This is a genomic window from Pelagibacterium xiamenense, from assembly GCF_021166475.1.
GTDB classification, from domain to species: domain Bacteria; phylum Pseudomonadota; class Alphaproteobacteria; order Rhizobiales; family Devosiaceae; genus Pelagibacterium; species Pelagibacterium xiamenense.
In genome coordinates this window covers 184,085-205,925 of sequence record NZ_JAJOYS010000003.1, presented here as the reverse complement: position 1 = coordinate 205,925, position 21,841 = coordinate 184,085, and the positions used below count along the sequence as shown (strand labels likewise).

Sequence of the window (21,841 nt, the reverse complement as noted above, 5' to 3'; positions counted from 1 at the left end):
CTGTCAGCGTAGCCCCCATGATTGATTCATTGTGTCATCGTAGGATGACACTTCCATGCGGCCCGCGCATGGGCGTATTGCGCCTATCCCGATTTCCAGACCCCCCGATTCGTCCCTATTTTCGGGCCGTGCTGCAACAGCATGGAGGCATCCATGTTCATACGCATAGCCTGGGACCGCAAAAGCATCCCTGCCCGGCCCGTCGGCGGGCGCGACGACCTTCGCCGCATCGCGCTCTCGGGCCATCGGGAGTGCGACGATCTCGGCATTCCGCCACGCGACTTCGACAAAATGACCCGGAGTCTCTTCGACCGCCAAGACTGAATGCCCCGCTTTTCAAGGCATGCAGAAACTGCATAACGGCGTTGAGCAAAACCCCAGTGCACAAGTCGAGATTAGCCGACTATATCAGGGGCAACAAAACGAAAGGAGATTTTCCATGGGTATCCGCAAGACGCTTAAGCGCTGGTCCGCTTATCAGCAGACGGTTCGTGAGCTCAACGCTCTGGGCAACCGCGAACTCAACGACCTGGGCATCAGCCGCGGCGACATCGACCGCATCGCCCGCGACCACGCTAGCCGCCTGTAAAGCCGGCTAGCGACCTCCAAAATCAGACTGCCAAAATAGGCGCCCTTCGAAGGGCGCCTTTTTTATTGCCCCGATTTATCCCCGGGGCCGTTTTCTCGTTTATGTTGTTCAACGCGTTTGGTTTCGAGCGCGGTCTTGGCGTCCGAAAGCGTCCGTTCTGCCTTTGTGCGGCCGAACATCAGGCGGTTCTGGGCGGCCGTGGCGTCTTTCTCGGCCCGCGCCTTGCGCTTGCGGGCCTGTCTGAGATTGACGATCTCGGCCATGACGCTAGACGAGCCGGCTCTGCTCGACCGCCGCGGCGATGAACGATTTGAACAGCGGGTGCGGCTCGAAGGGACGCGATTTGAGCTCAGGATGATACTGGACGCCAATGAACCAGGGGTGGTCCGTGCGTTCGACGATCTCTGGAAGCTTGCCGTCCGGCGACAGCCCGGAGAACAATAAACCGTTTGCTTCCAATACCTTACGGTATTTCATATTGACTTCGTAGCGATGCCGGTGACGCTCGGAAATCCGGTTCGAGCCGTAAATATCGGCCACCCGCGACCCCCGCACGAGCTGCGCCGGATACGCCCCGAGCCGCATGGTGCCCCCAAGGTCGGTATCTTCCCCGCGCTGCTCCTTGTTGTTCTCCTTGACCCATTCGGTCATGAGCCCAACGACCGCTTCCCTGGTCGGCCCGAACTCGCTCGAGGAGGCCTTGGGCAGGTGCGCCGTGTTGCGCGCAGCCTCGATACAGGCCATCTGCATGCCGAAGCAGATCCCGAAATACGGCACGTCACGAACCCGGGCAAAACGCGCCGCGTTGATCTTGCCCTCCGAGCCGCGTTCGCCAAATCCTCCGGGGACGAGAATTCCGTGAATACCCTCGAGATACGGTGCGGGATCGTCGTTCTCGAAAACCTCGGAGTCGATCCATTCGAGGTTTACTTTAACGTTGTTGGCGATGCCGCCATGCACCAGCGCCTCGGAGAGCGACTTATAGGCGTCCTTGAGCCCGGTATACTTGCCGACGATGGCAATATTGACCGTGCCCTCGGGGTTGTGGATGCGCCGCGAAATCTCGCGCCAGCCCCCAAGATCGGGCGCCGGAGCATCCTTGATCCCGAACGCCGCCAGCACCTCGGCGTCGAGACCTTCCTCATGATAGGCGATGGGCACATCGTAAATCGAGGAGACGTCCAGCGCCTGGATCACAGCGGACGGACGCACGTTGCAGAACAGCGAAAGCTTGCGTTTCTCGCTTTCGGGAATCGGCCGGTCGCACCGCACCAGCAGCACGTCGGGCTGAATGCCGATGGAGCGCAGTTCCTTGACCGAGTGCTGGGTCGGTTTGGTCTTGAGCTCGCCAGCGCTCGGGATGAACGGCATCAGCGTCAGGTGCACGAAAACAGCATCGCCGCGCGGCAGTTCGTTGCCGAGCTGACGGATCGCCTCAAGGAACGGCATCGCCTCGATATCACCGACCGTGCCGCCGATTTCGCACAGGACGAAATCGAAATCCTCATTGCCGGACGTGACAAAGGTTTTGATCTCGTCGGTGACGTGCGGGATCACCTGGACCGTCGCGCCCAAATAGTCGCCACGCCGTTCCTTGGCCAGGATATCGGAGTAGATTCGGCCGGTGGTGACGTTGTCCTGCTGGTTCGCCGAACGGCCCGTAAAGCGCTCGTAGTGCCCCAAATCGAGGTCGGTTTCCGCCCCGTCGTCGGTGACGAATACCTCGCCATGCTGGTAGGGCGACATCGTGCCCGGGTCGACGTTGAGATACGGGTCGAGCTTGCGCAGGCGGACCTTGTATCCGCGCGCCTGCAGCACCGCGCCAAGCGCGGCCGAAGCCAATCCCTTACCAAGCGAAGAAACCACGCCACCGGTGATGAAAACGTACCGAGCCATGGGCTTAATACCTTACACAAGCTGCTATCGATTCGAAGCGCGTTGTTGCGCGCCCACACAAAAAAGAAGGGGATGTTGCCATCCCCCGCTTTCGTTCTTTCCCTGCCGGGACCCTAGTTCCCAGGCGTTTCGCCTTCGGTCGTTTCAGCGCCCGCCGAGGGCTCCGCGGCCGGTGCGTCTTCGGACATGGTCGACATCATCGAGCTTTCAGGCACGATGAGGTCGGAGTTGCCGGTGCTCTCTTCGGGCCGGGTCGAGGTATCCGTCGCAGGCGCAGTTTCGGGTACCGCCAGGTCACCTTCAGCGCCGCCCGATGCTCCGGGTTCGGCCAGATCCTCATCGCCTGTGCCCATGGCGTCGAGCGCGTCGAGCACTGTGGCGGGTGTGCCGTCCTCGTTCTGCGTTGCCTGCTCGAGAATCGAACTCGAACTCCGATCGAGCTGGCTGACGATGGTGAGACCGATCGCCGTCATCATGAACAACCCGCCCAGGATCGCCGTCGTTCGCGTAAGGAGATTGGCCGAACCGCGGGCCGACATGAACCCGCCACCGCCGCCGCCCATGCCCAGCCCGCCGCCTTCGGAGCGCTGCAGCAGTATGACGACGATCATGGCGACCACGATCAGAAGATAGGCGACAATCAATACTGTTGCCATCGGGAGGACGCGTCCTTCAAATACCAAGGACGCCCGCAACCTGGCCCAATAGACCGTGTTGCGGCGTCCCTTTCGTTCTCATGTTGCGCGCGGTTCTACACGCAATGGTTCGCAATTTCCAGCCGGGAAGTCGACTTTTTACGCAGTCGTCTTACGCGGCCACGATGATCGAAAAAAAGTCGTCTGCAAGAAGGCTCGCACCGCCCACAAGCGCGCCGTTGACGTTCGGCGTCCGCAGGATTTCCGCGGCATTCGACGGCTTCACGGACCCGCCGTAAAGAATACGCGCCTGCTCGCCTGCAGAGCCATACTTCTTGACCAGCAGATCCCTTATATGGGTGTGCATTGCCGCAATGTCATCGGCTGTCGCTGTCTTTCCAGTACCGATCGCCCAGACCGGCTCATAGGCGACGATGGTCTGGCTGGCGTCCTCGTAGAGCGGCATGGAGTCCGCGATCTGTTCGGCAACCACCTGATTCGCCGCCCCGGCGTCGCGCTGGGCCTGGGTTTCGCCGACGCAGATAATGGGCGTTAGCCCGGCCACGAGGGCCGCTACGGCCTTGTCACGCACGGCGGCACTGGTCTCGCCGTGATCGGTCCGCCGCTCGCTGTGGCCAAGAATGACGTAGCGAGCGCCTGCATCCACGAGCATCGGTGCGCTGATGTCGCCGGTATGGGCGCCGGATGCCTGAGCGTGGCAGTCCTGACCGCCTATGGCGATCACGCTGCCTTCGGCAAGGTTCGCGGCGCGATGGACCAGCGTGGCCGGCGGGCACAGGAGTACGTCCGCTGCAACCTCGCCGGCTTCCTCGAGCAGTGTATTCAAGCGCGCAATCTGTTCGAGCGCGGCACCCGCGCCGTTCATCTTCCAGTTCCCTGCGATCAGCGGCCGCAATCCGGTGCCCATTCCTACTCCTTTAACAACAGCTTGCCTCGACAGGTCGAATGGCTTAGCACCGTGCCTGCCTTGCGGGTGGATTTGGACACTGTCTATTATGCGCGCGCAAGAAAAGCCACACGGTTTGTGCCCCCACACGGCGCGAACAACGACCAAGAACGGGACCGCATGCTCGACAATTTGCGTAATTTCGGCCGCAGCTGGATCGCCAAAGTCCTGCTCGGCATTCTCATCGTATCCGTTGCCGGTTTCGGCATTCCGAGCGTCTTTCTCGATCTCAACGCCAACACCGTGGCGCGGGTCGGCGACCAGAATATATCGGTGCGGGATTTCAGCCGCATTTATAACGCGCAGCTCAACCAGTTCGCCCAGCAGACCGGACAGATGCCAACGGGCGAGCAGGCTATGGCATACGGCTTGCCCGGTGCTGCACTCAACCGGCTCGCCAACGACGCGGCGCTGGCTCAATTGGCGCAGCGGCTTGATCTTGGCGCTTCGGATGCGCGGCTTGCTCAGCTCGTCCGGCAGGACCCGGCCTTTGCCGGCGCACTGGGCACATTCGATCGGGACTCCTTTGTGTCCGTGCTGCGCCAGGCGGGGTATTCGGAAACAGAGTATCTCAATCTCCAGCGCCGTACGGCGATGCGCGAGCAGATTGGCGCGATGTTCGAAGGCGTCGCCCTGCCCGATGTCGCACTCGACATCGCCAACGCCTATGCCAATAATCGCCGTACCGTAGATTACGTGACGCTGAATCCGGTGCTTTATACCGTCTCCGAGGAACCGTCGGAGGCGGAGCTGGCGACATTCTTTGAAGAGAACCAGAGCCTTTTCCGCACGGGAGAAACGCGGCGGGTACGCCTCTTGCCACTCACGCCCGCTGCTTTGGCAGAGAATATTGAAATCAGCGAAGACGCGATTTCCGCCGAATATGAGCGTACCATCGACCGATATGTGAGCGTCGAACGCAGGACGATCACCCAGGTTCCGCTCGCGTCGGACGAGAACATTGCTCTGTTCGAGCAGGGCGCCGCAGACGGTCGCGGTTTCGAGGACCTCGTTGCCGAGGCAGACCTTGCTGACGAAGTGGTCGATTTGGGTAGCCGGACCCGCGCGGAAATGACGGACCCCGCCCTGGTGGAAGCAGCGTTCGGCCTTACTGAAGGCGATTTCACGCTCATCGAAGGTCCCGCTGGCCAGCGCGCTGTGTGGGTTTCCCAGATCGAGCCGGCAGGGACGCAGCCACTTGAAGAGGTCCGGGACGAGATCGCCCGTGACCTGGCGCTCGAGGAGGCGCGAGCGCTCTATCTCGATGCTTACGACGCTATCGAGGAAGCGCGCGCGGCCTTTCTTCCGGTCGACGAGGTCGCCGCCCAGTACGGACTGGATGTCTACGAGCTCGAATTGACGCGGAGCGGCGACGCGCTTTCGGAGGTCGACGACTTGCCCGATGGCGCTGACGGGCAGGTTGCGCAGAGCATCTTCAGTGCATCTGAAGACGCCAATATCACGCCAGCGATTACGCTCGGCGCTGACGAAACGGTCTTTTTCGAGCTCTTGGAAGTCGTCCCGGCGCGCGACCAAACGCTTGAGGAGGCGCGCTCCGAGGCCGTCGCGGCCTGGCAGGAACTACAGACTGACATGGCGATGACGGAAACCGCAGAAGGCATGGTTTCTCAGCTTGATGCCGGGTCGGACATCTTCGCCCTGGCTGCGGAGCAAGGCCTTGTCCCGCAGGCTTCCCAGCCGTTCGGCCGCCAGGGCACGGACGACGGGGCGATCGGCCCGGACGTTGCGCGTTCGGCATTCATGGGCCCCGAGGGCCATGCCGGCTACGCGACGACCCCGAACGGTGACGTCGTCGTTTTCCAAGTGACGGACGTGATCGAAGCGGACGTGTCCGAACCCTCGAATGTCTCGCAAGCCGTGGCGCAGGGTTTTGCCGATACGCTCTCTACAGGCTTCGTCGCCGGGCTGCGTACCGATTTGCCGATGCGTATCAACCAAGAAGCGCTCAATGCGCTGGTCGGGCTCGAGTAAGGTTATGACCGCCGAATTCGATACGTTTTCCGCGCGTTACGAGGCCGGCGAGGGACAAGTCCTGTTCAAGCGGGTCGTCGCCGACCTCGAAACGCCGGTCGGGACGTACCTTAAGCTGGCCGAAGGTCGGCGTTATGCCTTTCTACTGGAGTCGGTCGAGGGCGGCGCCGTACGCGGACGGTATTCGATCATAGGGCTCGAGCCGGACCTTCTGTGGCGGGTCGTCGAAGGTCGCGCCGAAATCAACCGCAAGGCCGGATCGCATCCGGATGCTTACGAGGTCGTTGACGGTGCGCCGCTCGAAGCTCTGCGCGCGCTGATCGCTGAGTCGCAGATCGACATGCCGGATGCTCTCCCAGCGAATTCAGCGGGCGTGTTCGGATATCTGGGCTACGATATGGTGCGGTTCATGGAGGAACTGCCCGATAGCAATCCCGACACGCTGGACGTGCCGGACGCGATCATGATGAGGCCCTCGATACTGGCGGTCTTTGATACGCTCAAGGATGAGCTGTTCTTTTCGGCTCCTGTTTATCCGCGCCCCGGCGTAACGGCCAAGCAGGCCTTCGAGGCGGCTCAGGAACGCATGGACGAAGCCATTGCCCGGCTCGAACGTCCCCTGCCCCGCGGCGATGCGATCCCGGATCTCGCCAAGCTGGACATAAAAAGCAATACGACCCGTGAGCAGTATTTCGACATGGTTCGGATTGCCCAGGACTACATCGCGGCGGGCGACATCTTTCAGGTAGTGTTGAGCCAGCGCTTCGAGGCCGATTTCACGCTTCCGCCGACAGCGCTCTATCGCGCCTTGCGCCGGACCAATCCGTCTCCTTACATGTATTTCCTCGAATTCGGGGATTTCGCCGTTGCAGGATCGAGCCCTGAAATCCTTGTCCGGGTCGATGAGGGCCAAGTGACGATCCGGCCCATTGCGGGCACGCGCAAGCGCGGGGCAACGCCCGAACGCGACAGGGCGCTCGCGGAAGAACTCCTTGCTGACCCGAAGGAGCTTTCCGAGCATCTGATGTTGCTCGACCTGGGCCGGAACGATGTCGGCCGCGTTGCCAAAATCGGGAGCGTGAAAGTCACGGACAAGTTCTTTCTCGAATATTATTCGCATGTGATGCACATCGTCTCGCATGTCGTGGGAGAACTCGATCCGAAATACGATTTCATCGATGCGCTGAGCGCGGGGTTTCCTGCAGGCACCGTTTCGGGGGCGCCAAAAGTGCGGGCCATGGAGATCATCGATGAGCTCGAAAAAGCGCGCCGCGGCGTCTATGCCGGGTGCGTTGGATATTTTGGGGCGGACGGGCGCATGGACACCTGCATTGTCCTTCGCACGGCGATACTCAAGGACAACAAGCTCTATGTGCAGGCGGGCGCAGGAATTGTCGCTGACAGCAAGCCAGAGCTTGAGCAACTCGAATGCGAAAACAAGGCTCGTGCTCTTTTCAGCGCGGCGGAGGAAGCGCTACGCTATGCTGGCCAGGCGAAGGTGGGCCAATAGATGAACGTGCTTTTCATCGATAACTACGACAGCTTTACCTACAATCTCGTACATTACGTGGGCGAGCTTGGGGCCGATCCCTACGTGGTCCGCAACGACAAGATCGCGCTCGATGAGATTGCCGCCAGAGCACCCGAGGCGATCATTCTTTCGCCGGGGCCGTGTACGCCTAACGAAGCCGGGATTTGTCTTCCGCTCATTGCTCGCTTTGCATCGTCCATCCCGATTTTCGGGGTGTGTCTGGGTCTGCAGTCGATCGGCCAGGCTTTCGGCGGTGAAATCGTACGAGCACAGGTTCCCATGCATGGCAAGGTCAGTATCATTACCAACGACGGACGCGGCGTTTTTCGAGGTCTGAACAACAGCTTTGAAGCAACGCGTTATCACTCGCTGGTCGTGCGCGAGGAAACCTTGCCGCCGGCGCTCAGCATTACGGCTCGGGCCGAGGACGGGCAGATTATGGGTCTGCAGCATCGCGATCTGCCGGTCCACGGCGTCCAGTTCCACCCCGAGAGTATTTCTTCGGAAAACGGGCACGCAATCTTGCAGAACTTTCTCAATATCGCGCGGGACTTCAACGCGCGTCACGCAGCATAACCGAACCAGGGGTATTGGGGTGGAGATCAAGGACGCGCTCAACCGTATCGCTTCGGGTCACGACCTGACCGGCACAGAAATGCGGGGCGTGATGAACATCATCATGTCCGGCGAAGCGACGCCGGCGCAGATCGGCGCGTTTCTCATGGGAATGCGGGTCAAGGGCGAGACGGTGGGCGAAATCGCCGCCGCCGTCTCGATCCTGCGCGAAAAGATGGTACCGGTCTCCGCCCCCGCCGACGCCATCGACATTGTTGGAACCGGCGGGGACGGCGCGGGCACGCTCAACATCTCCACCGGTGCCGCGCTCGTCGTTGCCGCCGCCGGCGTACCGGTCGCCAAGCACGGCAACAAGGCACTCTCGTCCAAATCCGGTTCGGCTGAAGCGCTGCAGGCGCTCGGCATCAGGCTCGACCTGACGCCCGAGCAGATTGGCGAGTGCATCGCCAAGGCCGGAATCGGGTTCATGTTCGCCCCGAACCACCACCCCGCGATGCGGCATGTGGGTCCCGTGCGCACGGAAATGGGTGTGCGGACCATGTTCAACCTGCTGGGCCCGCAATCGAACCCCGCGGGCGTGCGTCGCTATGTTCTGGGCGTTTACGACAATGAATGGGTTGAGCCTGTCGCGGCGGCGCTTCTGGCCAATCGGGCACAAGCGGCATGGGTCGTGCATGGCGATAGCGAGCTCGACGAGCTTTCGACCACCGGCCCCTCCTTCGTTTCCTCGATCAAGGACGGCAACCTCACCAGCTTCGAGGTGACGCCCGAGGATGCGGGGCTGCCCCGGGCGCAGCTTTCCGACATTGTCGGCGGCGACCCCGAATACAACGCGAGCGAGTTGCGCAAATTGCTCGATGGCGTGAAAGGCCCCTATCGCGATATCGTGCTTCTCAACGCGGCCGCCGCCTTCATTGTCGCCGCTAAGGTCGAGACACTTAAGGACGGCGTTACGCTTGGCGCAGAAACCATCGACAGCGGCAAAGCCAAGGCGCGGCTCGGGGCACTTGTCACCGCAAGTCAGGCAGCGTGATGACGGACATCCTTAATCGAATAGAGGCCTATAAGCGCGACGAAATCGCTGCCGCCAAGATCGCGAGACCGATCGGCGACATTACCGCAATGGCCCGCGATCAAGCGCCGCCGCGCGGCTTTGTGGAAGCGCTCAGAGCGAAGCGCGATGCCGGTCTATACGCTCTGATCGCCGAGATCAAAAAGGCAAGTCCCTCCAAGGGACTGATCCGCCCCGATTTCGATCCGCCAGCATTGGCACGTGCCTACGAGGCCGGCGGTGCCGCGTGTCTTTCGGTTCTGACCGACAGCCCCTCCTTTCAGGGGCGCCCTGAGTTTCTGGGTGCCGCGCGGGAGGCGACCCGGCTGCCGGCTTTGCGCAAGGATTTCTTGTTCGAGCCCTACCAGGTCGCCGAAGCGCGCGCGTGGGGCGCAGATTGCATCCTCGTCATTCTCGCGTCCGTCGATGACAATGCCGCGCGGGCACTTCTCGACGCAGCCGCCGAGTGGGGGATGGATGCGCTGGTCGAGGTTCACGATGCGCCCGAAATGGAGCGGGCGCTGGCGCTCGGTGCAACATTCATCGGTATCAACAACCGGGATCTGCGAACATTCGAGGTCAGTCTCGATACAACGGTCAAGCTTGCCAAGATGGTCCCGGAGGATCGGCTTCTCGTGAGTGAGAGTGGTATTTTCACGCATGCAGACCTCACTCACCTTGAGCGGACGGCCGGTGTCGGTGTGTTCCTTGTGGGCGAAAGCCTCATGCGCCAGGATAATGTGACGGCAGCGACACAGGCTTTGCTGACGGGAGCGGCGTGATGCCCGATCTCACGCACCTCAATGAACGGGGCGAGGCCCACATCGTCGATATCGGGGCCAAGGCGGAAACACGGCGACGCGCCGTAGCTGCTGCGGAACTGCATGCCACCCCGGAGATCGTAGCGGCGATCTTCGGCGGAGGGCTCAAGAAGGGCGACGCGGTTGCTGTTGCGCGCGTTGCGGGGATCATGGCGGCGAAGAAGACGTCCGAGCTTATTCCCCTGTGCCATCCGATCCCCATGACAAAGATCGATATCGATATCGAGCCCAAGGGCAAAAATGCCGTTTCGGTGACCGCAACCGTCGAGACCACGGCGCGCACCGGGGTCGAGATGGAGGCGTTGACCGCAGCGTCGGTTGCTGCGCTTACGCTCTATGACATGGCCAAGGCGTTGGATAAGGCCATGACGATCACCAATGTCCAACTGATCGAAAAGAGCGGCGGAAAGTCCGGCACTTTCAAGCGCGAGACTTAGGCCGTGATTTCCGTTGACGAAGCGCTGGCCCGTATTCGCGCCGCGATCACGCCAAGCCCGCCCATTGCCGCAGCGCTTGGACAGGCGGCCGGACGTGTACTGGCGGAACCGGTCACAGCGGAGATCGATCAACCGCCGTTCGCCGCAAGCGCGATGGACGGGTATGCCGTACGAGCCGCGGATGTCGCGGCAGGGGCGGTTCTCACTCAAATCGGGGTTTCGCAGGCCGGACGCGGGTTTGACGGAAATGTCGGCCAAGGCGAGTGTGTGCGGATCTTTACCGGGGCGCAAGTACCCGAAGGCGCCGATGCGGTCATCATGCAGGAGCGCACCGAGACTGACGGGACGAACGTCCGGTTCGAATCCGGCACCGAAGCGGGCGCGAACATTCGCAAACGTGGCAATGATTTTGCCAAGAATGACGTACTGATTGCCGCCGGCGAAATCATGACGCCATCGCGTATCGCGCTGGCTGCGGCGGCCAACCATGCGATGTGTACAATTGCAACGCCGCCGAGAGCCGTCCTGATCGCCACGGGTGACGAACTGGTCCCGCCGGGCTCTCCCCTTGGTGCGGACCAGATTGTGGCGTCAAACTCGTTTGGCCTGTCAGCCATGTTCGATCCGCTATGCGGTGCGGTCGTTGATCACGGGATCGTGCCCGACGATCGCGCCCAGCTAGCCGCCGCAATCGGCGCGGCACTGGACGATAATCCGGACGTCCTCGTGACAACGGGCGGCGCAAGTGTGGGCGAGCACGACTTCGTGCAGGACGTACTCAAGGAATGCGGTGTCGAGATCGATTTCTGGCGCATCGCTGTCCGACCGGGCAAACCGCTGATGTTCGGAACCAGAGGGCGGACGCTCGTCTTCGGCTTGCCAGGCAATCCCGTTTCGGCCCTTGTCACGGCGCACGTTTTTGTCTTACCCGCCCTGCGTGCACTTCTCGGTGCGCCCGAACCCCCTCGCCTGCGCCTCCCGCTCGGCGACGCAATCCCGCCGAATGGGCCGCGGCAGCACTTCTTGCGCGCCCGGATATTCTCGGAACCCGAGGGCACAGTGGTCATTCCCATTGCCCAGACCGACAGCGGCCACCTCTCTTCACTGGCACAAGCGAACTGCCTTATCGTCCAGCCCGCAGGCGATCCGGGCAAGGCTCCCGGAGATCCGGTCGATATCTCTTTGCTTTAACAGGCTGCAAAACCGGTCAATTCGGGCAAAAGACTTGCGGAACATTTACGGAACACGTATAAAAGTTCAGTCTTTGTTCCGATTCTTTTGCGACGGAGGGGGCCGATGCTCACCCGCAAACAGCACGAATTGCTCATGTTCATCCACGAACGGATGAAGGAAAGCGGTGTTCCGCCCTCCTTCGACGAAATGAAGGAAGCGCTCGATCTCAAATCCAAGTCCGGCATTCACAGGCTGATTACGGCGCTGGAGGAGCGCGGGTTCATACGACGGTTGCCGAACCGGGCACGCGCGCTCGAAGTTGTAAAGCTCCCCGATTCGATGAATCCTTCCCTAGGTGGCCGGAAAGCGCGGTTCGAGCCCAGTGTGATCGAGGGTAATCTAGGCAAAGTGCCCCCGAAGCGGGCCGACACTCCGGATCAGGGGGGCGGCGACGCTGTATCGGTTCCGGTCATGGGCCGGATTGCGGCGGGTACGCCGATCGAGGCTATCCAGACCCATAGCCACTCGATCACCGTGCCACCTGAGATGCTGGGGGCTGGTGAACACTTCGCGCTTGAAGTACGAGGAGATTCGATGATCGACGCCGGGATTTTCGACGGTGACACGGTGCTGATCCGCAAACAGGAAGCTGCCGGCAATGGCGAGATCGTCGTCGCACTGGTCGATGACGAAGAAGCGACCCTCAAGCGGTTGCGCAAGCGCGGCAATGCCGTCGCGCTCGAGGCTGCCAATCCTGCTTATGAAACACGCATATTCGGCCCTGACCGCGTCAAGGTTCAGGGACGTTTGGTGGGGCTGCTGCGCCGCTACTGAGCACCGACCCGCCACGGTCGATCGGGGTCGACGACGGCCGGCTTCACCACAAATCTGTGTGCACCGATATCCCAGTAGAGCATATGGGCGCCCGACCGTTCCAGCGCGCGCTGATCGACGACAGTCGCGCGTGCAGCGCAGGACTGCGGCGCAGAAATGCGGGCGACGACGACATCAGCGATCCGGCAATCGTCGGAAAAGGCTGCGACATTTGTCACGTATGCCAGCGTGAAGTCCAAATCGGAGGCAATAACGCAGCCGATTTCGTCGCAATTGGTTGTCTCGTGGTTTGACCCGATTGGTTCCATGTACCGTTCGGACCAAACATCGGTCGCGAAGGTGTTCGTTCGCCCGGCGACGAGGGCAAGTTGACTATCGTGACGAACGGCGATCGCCTGGCTGGTATCGGCGATCAGGATATCGGGCGCGCGTTCCAGTCCGAACAGCAGTACAAGCGGCATGACCAGAGCCGGGCCGAACAGTCTGATCGGCGTTTGAAAGAATGCGAGCCAAGCCAGCCCAAATAGGGCGAATACAAGCGCGAGCGGCGAGAGGATCGGGCTGGGATCGAACCCGCCGCCAATTGCGTGGACGAGTCCGGCGCACCAGATGACCGCCTCGATACTCCAGCCCATGATTTGATAGAGCGGGCCGTCCAGGCCGAGCGGAATGGCGAGCGTCGCAAAGAGCGCCGAAGGCATCATGATGAAAGAGACAATGGGCATGGCCAGAAGGTTGCCCATAAGCCCGAAAGGCGCCGTTTGCTGGAAGTGGTAGGCGGAAAACAGCACGGTGGCGAGACCGGCGATTATGCTGGTCATGGCAATATCGATGACAAATGTCGCGATCGGATGGCGAGGCTCAAGTTGCCTCTCGCGTCTGGTGCGCGCGAGTTCGTAGGCCGCGATGAGCGCAACGACTGCGGCGAACGAAAGCTGGAAGCTGGCGCGGAAAACGCTTGCCGGGGCGATGGCAATGATGATCAGTGCCGCGATCGCGACATTCCGCATTGTGAGCGCCTGGCGACCGGCGAGAATGGCGGCAAAGACAAGCGAGAGCATGATCGTTGCACGGATCGCGGAAATGCCCATGCCGGAAATGACGAGATAGGCGCAGGCCGTCACGAGTGCGCCGGCAGCAGCGGTGCGCTTGATGGGAACACGCTGGGCTACGCCGTAGAACGCCGCCAATCCGAGGCGGATGAAGGCGAACATTGTTCCTGCAACGATGGTGAGGTGCAGCCCGGAGATGGCAAGCACATGAGCAAGGCCGGCGGCGGCCATAAGGTTGCGGTCTTGCTCGCTGATCCGGCTCTGGTCGCCCGTGATAAGTGCGACCGCAATACCCCCAATGCGATCGTCGAGAGCGGCAAGGACGCGCTGAGCGATGAAGGAGCGAACACCGGAACTCAGACGCACCACGTCGCGCGATGACCCCGGCGTAATCTCGATCTCCCCCTGAACGGCACCGTATGCGCCTATGCCCTCGAAGTAACTCACGAATTGAGAGTCGTAGCCCCCGGGAACAATTGGGCCCGGAACCGGATAAAATCGGATTCGGGCTGATAGCATGTCACCGGGCGCGATATCGGTGCTATCGAAAACGGTGACCCGAGCCCGGCGCACACCGGGATCGTCGCGTGCATCATCGGGCCGAATGCGGGAAATCACGAGGCGCTGTACTTCTCCATTGTCATAGACCACGGCGTCAACTTGCGCCCGGTAGACACCATAGCGCGGTCCATCGAGCATAGGGGTCCCGAACAACGCGCTGTGGATCGGCAGTATAACGAGGCCGGCGTAAACCGCGCCGACGAGGACAAGGAAACGGGTTGCCACGTACCGGGTGCGGTTGAGGTAGGCCAGAACAGCTAGAAGAACGGCACCCGCACCGAGGGTCGACCCGTGTGGTTCGCCAGGCAGCGCACGGTAGAGAAGCATGCCCAGAATGACTGCGCAGGGCAGGATGACGAAGAGGCGGCGCTCGGAGACGGCATGAGCGATTTCCTCCTGCAGGCGCGCCGCACCGGCAAGGCCGAGGAGCCCTGCGCGCCGGAGAGTTGGTCGCGTTCCCTGCCCGTTTCCGCCAGTGACCGCGCCGTCGATCATTGGGGCGCCCCCTGCCCTTGCGCTCAAGAGCCGCTATGGTACACACGGGCGCAACTATTTTCCAAATGGTCTTGTCGTATGTCCAAACCTGTCGTCACGCGTTTTGCGCCTTCCCCTACCGGTTATCTGCATATCGGAGGCGCACGCACCGCGCTCTTCAATTGGGCATTCGCCCGCAATACGGGCGGCAAGATGCTGCTGCGCATCGAGGACACCGACCGTGAGCGCTCGACCGAAGCCGCGGTGACCGCGCTTCTGGATGGGTTGAGCTGGCTCGGGATTACGTGGGACGGGGAACCATACTCGCAGTTCGCCCGGGCGTCGCGGCACGTGGAAGTCGCCAACCAGCTCCTCGCTGAAGGCAAGGCCTATCGGTGCTATTGCTCGGCAGAGGAGCTTGCCGAAATGCGCGAACGGGCGCGTGCCGAGGGTCGTCCGCCACGTTATGACGGCCGGTGGCGCGATCGCGATCCGTCCGAAGCGCCCGAGGGCGTCAAACCGGTCATTCGGATCAAGGCGCCACAGAGCGGCGATATCGTTGTCAACGACCACGTCCAGGGCGATGTGACGTTCAAGGCCGAGAACCTTGACGACTTCATCATCCTGCGTTCGGACGGTACGCCGACCTATATGCACGCCGTGGTGGTCGATGACCACGATATGGGCGTTACTCATATCATCCGCGGGGATGATCATCTTACCAACGCGGCTCGGCAGATCGTCATCTATCAAGCCATGGGATGGGACATACCGGAAATGTCCCACATTCCGCTTATCCACGGACCCGATGGAGCCAAACTTTCCAAGCGACACGGTGCGATGGGCGTCGAAACCTACCGGCAAATGGGGTATCTCCCGGAAGCCCTGCGCAATTATCTCGCTCGTCTGGGCTGGGCGCATGGTGACGATGAGATCTTTTCGACGGAACAGTTTGTCGCGTGGTTCTCGCTCGAAGCCTTGGGCAAGGGTGCGGCGCGATTTGATTTCGGAAAGCTCGACAATCTCAACGGCCACTACATCCGCATGGCAGCGCCTGAGCGTCTTTATGAGGTCATGGTCGATACGGCGTCCGAATTGGGCCGGAACGCCGACTATCTGGGGCTGATCAACAACAAGGAGACGGCGCTGGCGGCCATACCCGAGCTACAGCCGCGCGCCAAGACCGTTCTCGAGCTCATCGATTTGGCGCAATTCATTTATGCGCAAAGGCCACTGCCGGTCGATGAGAAAGCCGCCGGGCTCCTAAACACCGACGCCCTGGGGCATCTCGCTGCGCTTAAGGAACGCCTTCAAGGGGTCAACGAATGGTCGGTGCCCGAAATCGATGCTGCCGTCCGCGAGTACGCGGAAAGCGTCGGTTTGAAGCTGGGCAAGGTTGCCCAGCCTCTGCGCGCCGCTCTGACCGGACGCACGATTTCGCCGGGCATTTTCGAGGTCATGGTGCTCATCGGTCGTGAGGAAAGTCTCGCGCGTCTGGGCGATCAGGTGCGCGCCGTCGCGCGTCATTGAGCCCGTCCTTTACGTCGCAGGACAGTACATTTCGGCTCTTTCCCTATACGTCAAGACTTATGACGTAGTTGCAAGCGCGCGCTAAATCGGATACCGAGAAGCACCGTTTGCTGCGACGCAGATTTTTCGCCCTTTTTTGAACCGTGCAGACTTTCTTCTTGCTCCGGTCATATGGGCTGCACCTGGCTTGGGAGGCGATGCATGAGTGAGAAAACCGCGAAACTTTCGATCGGTGACGAGACCTTCGAGTTTCCCGTTTTGAGTGGCAGTGTTGGGCCGGACGTCATCGACATTCGCTCGCTCTACGCCAAAACCGGCTTGTTCACCTACGATCCCGGTTTCACATCTACCGCAGCGTGCGACAGCTCGATCACCTATATCGACGGGGATAAGGGCGAACTGCTTTATCGCGGATACCCGATCGACCAGTTGGCCTCTCAGAGCAATTATCTCGAGGTCTGCTATCTTCTGCTTTACGGTGAGCTGCCGGGCAAGGCTGAACTCAAGGATTTTGCCAACCGCGTGACGCGGCACACCATGGTGCATGAGCAGATGCACTATTTCTACCGTGGTTTCCGCCGGGATGCGCACCCCATGGCCATCATGACCGGCGTTGTGGGTGCCATGGCCGCGTTCTATCATGACTCCACCGACATCGGTGACCCGGTCCAGCGCGAGATTGCGTCCATCCGCATGATTGCCAAAATGCCGACGATAGCGGCGATGGCGTACAAATATTCCGTCGGTCAGCCCTTCGTTTATCCGCGCAACGATCTCGATTACGCGTCGAACTTCCTGCACATGTGCTTTTCGGTTCCGGCCGAGGAATACAAGGTCGATCCCGTTGTCGCCAAGGCGATGGACAGGATTTTCACGCTGCACGCCGACCACGAACAGAACGCTTCGACCTCTACGGTTCGCCTTTCAGGGTCTTCGGACGCCAATCCCTTTGCCTGCATTGCAGCAGGCGTTGCTTGCCTATGGGGCCCGGCACACGGCGGCGCGAACGAGGCGGCGCTCAATATGCTCCGGGAAATCGGCACCGTCGACCGCATTCCTGAATTCATTGAGCGCGCCAAGGATAAGAGCGATCCGTTCCGCCTGATGGGCTTCGGCCATCGCGTCTACAAGAACTACGATCCACGCGCTGCAGTTATGCAGGAATCGGCGCGCGAGGTGCTCGAACTTCTCGGCGTCGAGGACAATCCCACGCTGCAGGTCGCGCAGGAACTCGAAAAGATCGCGCTTTCGGATCCTTATTTCGTCGAGCGCAAGCTCTATCCGAATGTAGACTTCTATTCGGGTATCATTCTCGATGCTGTCGGTTTCCCGACCTCGATGTTCACGGCGATCTTCGCACTTTCACGCACGGTGGGCTGGATCGCGCAGTGGAAGGAAATGATTGGCGATCCGCAGAAAAAGATCGGCCGTCCGCGCCAGCTTTATAACGGCTCGGGTGCGCGCGACTACGTGCCGCTCAGCGAGCGCTGACGCCCTGCCCGAGCCAGAATGCTACCCGCTCAGCGGGATCGACAAGGGGCGCCTCGGGCGCCCCTTTTTCCATCAGGTCGCGGACCGAGGCGAACGCCGCACGCTGGGCCCATCGTTGTGTAGTGTCATCGAGCAGTTGCGTGAGTACGGCAATCGCTCGCTCGGGCGCTGCGGTATGGGCAAAAAGGATTTCGGGCACGATCTCGCGCCTTGCGATGATGTTCGGCAAGCCGATCGTCTTGATCAGCGCCTTGCGATAGAGCCGCACCTGGGCGCCTTCGGCGACGTAGGTGATCGCGTGGGGAATGCCCGCGAGCGCTAGCTCGAGCGTCGCCGTACCGCTTACGGCGAAGGCCAGGACAGCTGCGTTCATAGCCGCGCGCCGTTCGGATTCCTCGCTTGTTACCGAAACCGAGGCGGGCCAATCGGAGACCGCGTGCGCCACCTTGTTGTGCAGGCTGGCGGGCGTTGGTACAACGAAGCCGTCGACGGCGGGATGGTCGGCAAGCGCCGTTGCGACAGAACGCATAAGCGGTAAATGCCGTGTCAATTCGCCGGACCGGCTGCCCGGCAAGAGCAGCACGGGCCCTTTTTCCGGTTCGGACCGTCGCATGGGGAAGCGTTCGAGCGCCGGATGGCCGACATAGCTGGTCAGCGGACCGCCGAGCTCCTTCATCACCTGGGGTTCGAACGGCAGGACACTCAGGACCTCATTGTAAAGAGACGCGATTTTGGCTGCCCGCTCGGGCTTCCAGGCCCAAACCGAAGGCGCGACATAGAGGATGATCGGTTTATCATACCCTCGCTGGCGAAGCGCTCTTGCTACCGTATGGGAGAAGACCTGGGCATCGACGAGAACGACAGCATCGGGCCGCGTGCGCAGCACCGTCCGGACCGTCTGCCGGGCGCGCCAAAGCAGCAGCGGCAGACGGCGCAGCACATCGGCGTACCCCATGACAGCGAGGTCATCGATGGGGAAGAGCGTCTTGAGGCCCTGTGCGACCATTGCCTCCCCGCCAACGCCGGATACGGTGACGTCCATGCGGGATTTGAGCCCGGAAATGAGGTTGGCGCCGATCCGGTCGCCCGATGCCTCACCGGCGAGGATGAAAAGCTCAGGCATCTTCGGCTGCGAACCCGATAATGGCAATGCCAGCGGCATCGGCACGGGCAACGAGTTCCTCGCGCTCGATGAGCAGGGTCCGCCCGGCCTCTACGGCGATGGCCGCGATGCCAGCCTCCGCGGCGGCCGTCACGGTATCGGGGCCAACAGCCGGCAGATCGACGTGAAGGGGCTGACCTGGCTTCGAAACCTTTGCCAGGACCATGCGCGCCGCGCCGTCGCCAACAAGGCCACGGGCCCGGAACTCCCTGCAGCGGACCAAGAGGGCGTCGGTTCCGGCGATATCTTCGGTCGCGATGATGCGTGCACCCGATACAATGAGAGCCTGCCCCAGGTCGAGTTCCCCTGCCTTGCGCGCGGATCTGAATGCGAAGCCGGCAATGGTGGCAAGCTCGCTATCGGGACCGACGGCGCCAATGCGCCCCTCCGGAGCAAGAAGGTCCGAGACGATTTCGTGTACCCCGATGAAGGGAATGCCCAGAATCTTCAGTAGCGTCGCTCCCAATTGGGACAGTTTGGCGTCGCCTTTTGCCTTGGTCTCTTCCTTGTCGCCGGCGAAATCGGCCAAGGTTTCCCGCTCGCGGTCCGACATGTGCATGCCGCCGACCGCGCAGACGTGCGTGGCTTTGAACTTTCTGATTTCCCTCAGCACCTGGTCCGGGCGCGATATCTTGATCTGGAACGGATCTTCGTCGGCAAGATCAGCGCGCGGGTGCAGTGTGAGCACCCTCACCTCCCAGCCCGCTTCACGCGCCGCAGCAAGCGCCCTTGGTACCAGCGCGCCCGAGCCCGCGACCAGTGCCAGGCGGCGGCCGGTCATGCCTCGGCGCTGTGCCCGTTGCGCGGCATGCACAGCGCACGCTCGGAGGGTTGGCGCACGAACTCGATCACCTGCTCGACCAATTCCTCGCCCTTGAAGATTTCCGCAGCGTCCTCGATGCGCTCGCGCAGTGTCCCTTCGTTGGAGAAGATCATGCGGTAGGCTGCACGAAGCGCGTGGATCGACTCGCGATCGAACTGGCGGCGTTTGAGACCAACGAGATTGAGGCCGCCCAGATAGGCCCTGTTCCCCAGCACCGAGCCATAGGGAATAACGTCATTCTCGACAAAACTCATAGCGCCGACAAAGGCATGAGCGCCAATCCTCACGAACTGATGCACGCCACATATGCCGCCGAACCGGACATAATCCTCGACAACGCAGTGGCCCGCGAGGCTGGCCTGGTTGGCCATGACCACGTGATTGCCCAGGCGACAGTCATGGGCCACATGCACGCCGACCATGAGCAGGCAATTGTCGCCGACACGCGTCTCCATGCCTCCGCCCCTGGTGCCGGGGTTGATGGTGACATGTTCGCGCAGCACACAATCTTTTCCGATCGTGACGGTACTCGGCTCGCCCTCATACTTGAGGTCCTGCGGCGGATGGCCGATCGAGGAGAACGGATAGATTCGGGTCCGTGCGCCGATTGTCGTGCGCCCCTCAATCGAAACGTGCGACGTGAGGACGACGCCATCCTCGAGCGTTACGTGGTCGCCGATAATGCAGTATGGGCCGATCTGGACGTTCTCGCCGATCGTCGCAGAAGCGCTAACGATCGCCGTGGGATGGATAGCGGAACTCACGCGTTTTCCTTGACAATCATCGCCCCAATTTCGGCTTCCGCAACGACAGCGCCGTCGACTATGGCGCGGGCCTCATAGCGGCCTACGGTCTTGCGACGATGAATCTTGCGGATGTGATATTCCAATCGGTCACCTGGTTTTGCTGGCTTGCGGAACTTCACATTGTCGATCGTCAGCAGGTAGACAATGTGCTTTTCACCGGATTTGTTCTCGAGATTGATGACGATGGCGCCGGCCGTCTGTGCCATGCCTTCGATGATGAGCACGCCGGGAAAGATCGGCTCACCGGGGAAATGACCGAGAAACTGGGGCTCGTTGTAGGTCACGTTCTTGATGCCGACGGCGGATTCGTCGCCATTGATATTGATGATCTTGTCGATCATCAGGAACGGATAGCGATGGGGCAGCGCCTTGAGAACGGCGTCGATCTCCATAGTCGAGAGCGTTTCGCCCTCGGCGCGCGACTCTTCCTCAAGCATGGTCACTTCTTGTCCCCTTTCGTCACCCGTCTGATGGCCGCGATCTCACGCTTCCACGATTTTACATCCTGCGCCGGCGCGCCGGCAATGTTCGAACCGGCCGGGAAGCTATGCGATACGCCGGCCCGCGCAAGAACAAGCGTTCCCGCGCCGAGGGTCAAGTGTCCGGCTGTTCCTGCGCCGCCGCCCATGACCACACCATCTTCCAGGATTGTTGAGCCGCTTAGTCCACACATGCCCGATATCACACAATTGCGTCCGATGCGGCAATTGTGGCCGATCTGAACAAGATTATCGATCTTCGAGCCTTCGCCGATAACGGTATCACCCAGCGTGCCGCGGTCTATCGTCGTATTGGCGCCAATCTCGACCCTGTCCTGGATGATGACACGGCCCAATTGCGGTATCTTTTTATGCCGGTCGGCGCGAAGCTGGAATCCGAACCCCTCGCCCCCTATGACGACACCGGACTGCAGGACGACATCGTTGCCAAGGTAGGCGCACTCCACAACGCACCCTGCTCCGATGACGCAGTTGCGGCCGATGGCGACGCCCGCGCCGATAACGGCATTGGCACCGATTACCGTTCCCGCGCCGATTTCAGCGCCGGGTCCAATAACAGCGCCGGAGCCAATGTCGACGCTCTCTTCACTCGTATAGGTGCCGGATTGGCCACCCGCTGCAACAACACGCCTGGTGTCTTCGGGATACAAGACGTTCAGGGCATCAATGAAGACGCTATAAGGCTCGTCGCAAATGAGTGCGACCGTATTTGGCCCGACATGGCCAGCGAGCTTATCGTTGACGAAGATGGCGGCGGCCGTCGCGCCTGCGAGGTGGTCCTTATAGGCGGCGCTCGCGGCGAACGAGATGGCGCTGCCATCAGCGTCCTCAAGATCGCTGGCTCCAGCGATCATAACCTCGCCCCGGCCTTTTAGGTCCAGTCCGGCATGCCCTGCCCGCGCCATGAGCTCAGAGAGCGGGAAAGGACCGTTGCAGGGGT

22 protein-coding genes are annotated in these 21,841 nt (G+C 61.3%); 12 read left to right on the top strand and 10 right to left on the bottom strand.

What is annotated here, in order from left to right; translation table 11 throughout:
* Window positions 1-153 precede the first annotated feature (153 nt).
* Together LSG43_RS13685 and LSG43_RS13680 are read left to right on the top strand one after the other, a co-directional pair.
* Window positions 154-324 (top strand): hypothetical protein, encoded by a 171-nt coding sequence (locus LSG43_RS13685; protein ID WP_231805152.1) that lies wholly within the window; start codon window positions 154-156, stop codon window positions 322-324.
* Window positions 325-439: 115 nt separating this feature from the next.
* The gene (locus tag LSG43_RS13680; protein ID WP_231805150.1) at window positions 440-589 is read left to right on the top strand and encodes a DUF1127 domain-containing protein; all 150 of its coding nucleotides are present in this window, start codon (window positions 440-442) and stop codon (window positions 587-589) included.
* A 62-nt stretch (window positions 590-651) separates the two neighbouring features.
* Here LSG43_RS13680 and LSG43_RS13675 read toward each other — a convergent pair whose 3' ends face one another.
* The 4 genes from LSG43_RS13675 to tpiA all read right to left on the bottom strand — a co-directional run bounded on the left by LSG43_RS13675 (window position 652) and on the right by tpiA (window position 4,048).
* On the bottom strand, window positions 652-852 hold the full coding sequence (locus LSG43_RS13675) for a DUF4169 family protein (protein WP_231805148.1): 201 nt from the start codon (window positions 850-852) through the stop codon (window positions 652-654).
* 4 nt (window positions 853-856) lie between these two features.
* The gene (gene pyrG, locus LSG43_RS13670) at window positions 857-2,485 is read right to left on the bottom strand and encodes a CTP synthase (RefSeq protein ID WP_231805146.1); all 1,629 of its coding nucleotides are present in this window, start codon (window positions 2,483-2,485) and stop codon (window positions 857-859) included.
* Window positions 2,486-2,598: 113 nt separating this feature from the next.
* Window positions 2,599-3,141, bottom strand: a complete 543-nt coding sequence (secG, locus tag LSG43_RS13665; protein ID WP_231805144.1) for a preprotein translocase subunit SecG — start codon at window positions 3,139-3,141, stop codon at window positions 2,599-2,601.
* A gap of 151 nt (window positions 3,142-3,292) precedes the next feature.
* Window positions 3,293-4,048: a triose-phosphate isomerase gene (gene tpiA / locus LSG43_RS13660; RefSeq protein WP_231805142.1), complete on the bottom strand. Its 756-nt coding sequence runs from the start codon at window positions 4,046-4,048 to the stop codon at window positions 3,293-3,295.
* 159 nt (window positions 4,049-4,207) lie between these two features.
* Between tpiA and LSG43_RS13655 the strand changes: the two genes are divergently transcribed.
* The 8 genes from LSG43_RS13655 to lexA all read left to right on the top strand — a co-directional run bounded on the left by LSG43_RS13655 (window position 4,208) and on the right by lexA (window position 12,502).
* Window positions 4,208-6,079: a peptidylprolyl isomerase gene (locus tag LSG43_RS13655; RefSeq protein ID WP_231805140.1), complete on the top strand. Its 1,872-nt coding sequence runs from the start codon at window positions 4,208-4,210 to the stop codon at window positions 6,077-6,079.
* A 4-nt stretch (window positions 6,080-6,083) separates the two neighbouring features.
* Entirely contained in the window at window positions 6,084-7,589 is a 1,506-nt protein-coding gene (gene trpE, locus LSG43_RS13650) for an anthranilate synthase component I (RefSeq protein WP_231805138.1), read from the top strand.
* Window positions 7,590-8,186 carry an anthranilate synthase component II gene (locus tag LSG43_RS13645; RefSeq protein ID WP_231805136.1) on the top strand — a complete coding sequence of 199 codons (597 nt, stop codon included), beginning with the start codon at window positions 7,590-7,592 and terminating at the stop codon, window positions 8,184-8,186. It begins immediately after the preceding gene.
* Window positions 8,187-8,205: 19 nt separating this feature from the next.
* The gene (gene trpD, locus LSG43_RS13640) at window positions 8,206-9,219 is read left to right on the top strand and encodes an anthranilate phosphoribosyltransferase (RefSeq protein ID WP_369412490.1); all 1,014 of its coding nucleotides are present in this window, start codon (window positions 8,206-8,208) and stop codon (window positions 9,217-9,219) included.
* Window positions 9,216-10,019 carry an indole-3-glycerol phosphate synthase TrpC gene (gene trpC / locus LSG43_RS13635; protein ID WP_231805134.1) on the top strand — a complete coding sequence of 268 codons (804 nt, stop codon included), beginning with the start codon at window positions 9,216-9,218 and terminating at the stop codon, window positions 10,017-10,019. Before trpD ends, trpC begins: the two co-directional genes overlap by 4 nt.
* The gene (gene moaC / locus LSG43_RS13630; protein ID WP_255714353.1) at window positions 10,019-10,495 is read left to right on the top strand and encodes a cyclic pyranopterin monophosphate synthase MoaC; all 477 of its coding nucleotides are present in this window, start codon (window positions 10,019-10,021) and stop codon (window positions 10,493-10,495) included. Before trpC ends, moaC begins: the two co-directional genes overlap by 1 nt.
* A 3-nt stretch (window positions 10,496-10,498) precedes the next feature.
* Complete coding sequence (locus LSG43_RS16655) at window positions 10,499-11,686, top strand: molybdopterin molybdotransferase MoeA (protein ID WP_231805130.1); 1,188 nt, start codon at window positions 10,499-10,501, stop codon at window positions 11,684-11,686.
* A 105-nt stretch (window positions 11,687-11,791) separates the two neighbouring features.
* The gene (lexA, locus tag LSG43_RS13620; RefSeq protein ID WP_231805128.1) at window positions 11,792-12,502 is read left to right on the top strand and encodes a transcriptional repressor LexA; all 711 of its coding nucleotides are present in this window, start codon (window positions 11,792-11,794) and stop codon (window positions 12,500-12,502) included.
* Here the strand turns inward: lexA and LSG43_RS13615 are convergent.
* On the bottom strand, window positions 12,496-14,610 hold the full coding sequence (locus LSG43_RS13615) for a ComEC/Rec2 family competence protein (RefSeq protein WP_231805126.1): 2,115 nt from the start codon (window positions 14,608-14,610) through the stop codon (window positions 12,496-12,498). The genes lexA and LSG43_RS13615 overlap by 7 nt on opposite strands.
* Window positions 14,611-14,688: 78 nt before the next feature.
* Between LSG43_RS13615 and gltX the strand changes: the two genes are divergently transcribed.
* Window positions 14,689-16,119, top strand: coding sequence for a glutamate--tRNA ligase (gene gltX, locus LSG43_RS13610; RefSeq protein WP_231805124.1), 1,431 nt, complete (start codon window positions 14,689-14,691; stop codon window positions 16,117-16,119).
* 201 nt (window positions 16,120-16,320) lie between these two features.
* A complete protein-coding gene (gene gltA / locus LSG43_RS13605; RefSeq protein WP_231805122.1) occupies window positions 16,321-17,610 on the top strand; it encodes a citrate synthase in 1,290 nt (429 codons plus the stop codon).
* On the opposite strand, the gene LSG43_RS13600 is transcribed toward gltA, so the two are convergent.
* From LSG43_RS13600 to lpxD, 5 genes are read right to left on the bottom strand one after another with little or no spacing between them, the layout of a single operon-like run.
* Window positions 17,597-18,733: a lipid-A-disaccharide synthase gene (locus tag LSG43_RS13600; protein WP_231805120.1), complete on the bottom strand. Its 1,137-nt coding sequence runs from the start codon at window positions 18,731-18,733 to the stop codon at window positions 17,597-17,599. The genes gltA and LSG43_RS13600 overlap by 14 nt on opposite strands.
* Window positions 18,726-19,553: a UDP-2,3-diacylglucosamine diphosphatase LpxI domain-containing protein gene (lpxI, locus tag LSG43_RS13595; RefSeq protein WP_231805118.1), complete on the bottom strand. Its 828-nt coding sequence runs from the start codon at window positions 19,551-19,553 to the stop codon at window positions 18,726-18,728. Before lpxI ends, LSG43_RS13600 begins: the two co-directional genes overlap by 8 nt.
* A complete protein-coding gene (gene lpxA / locus LSG43_RS13590; RefSeq protein ID WP_231805116.1) occupies window positions 19,550-20,359 on the bottom strand; it encodes an acyl-ACP--UDP-N-acetylglucosamine O-acyltransferase in 810 nt (269 codons plus the stop codon). Before lpxA ends, lpxI begins: the two co-directional genes overlap by 4 nt.
* Window positions 20,356-20,838 carry a 3-hydroxyacyl-ACP dehydratase FabZ gene (gene fabZ, locus LSG43_RS13585; protein WP_231805678.1) on the bottom strand — a complete coding sequence of 161 codons (483 nt, stop codon included), beginning with the start codon at window positions 20,836-20,838 and terminating at the stop codon, window positions 20,356-20,358. Before fabZ ends, lpxA begins: the two co-directional genes overlap by 4 nt.
* A gap of 2 nt (window positions 20,839-20,840) precedes the next feature.
* Window positions 20,841-21,806, bottom strand: a complete 966-nt coding sequence (gene lpxD / locus LSG43_RS13580; RefSeq protein ID WP_231805676.1) for a UDP-3-O-(3-hydroxymyristoyl)glucosamine N-acyltransferase — start codon at window positions 21,804-21,806, stop codon at window positions 20,841-20,843.
* Window positions 21,807-21,841: the final 35 nt, after the last annotated feature.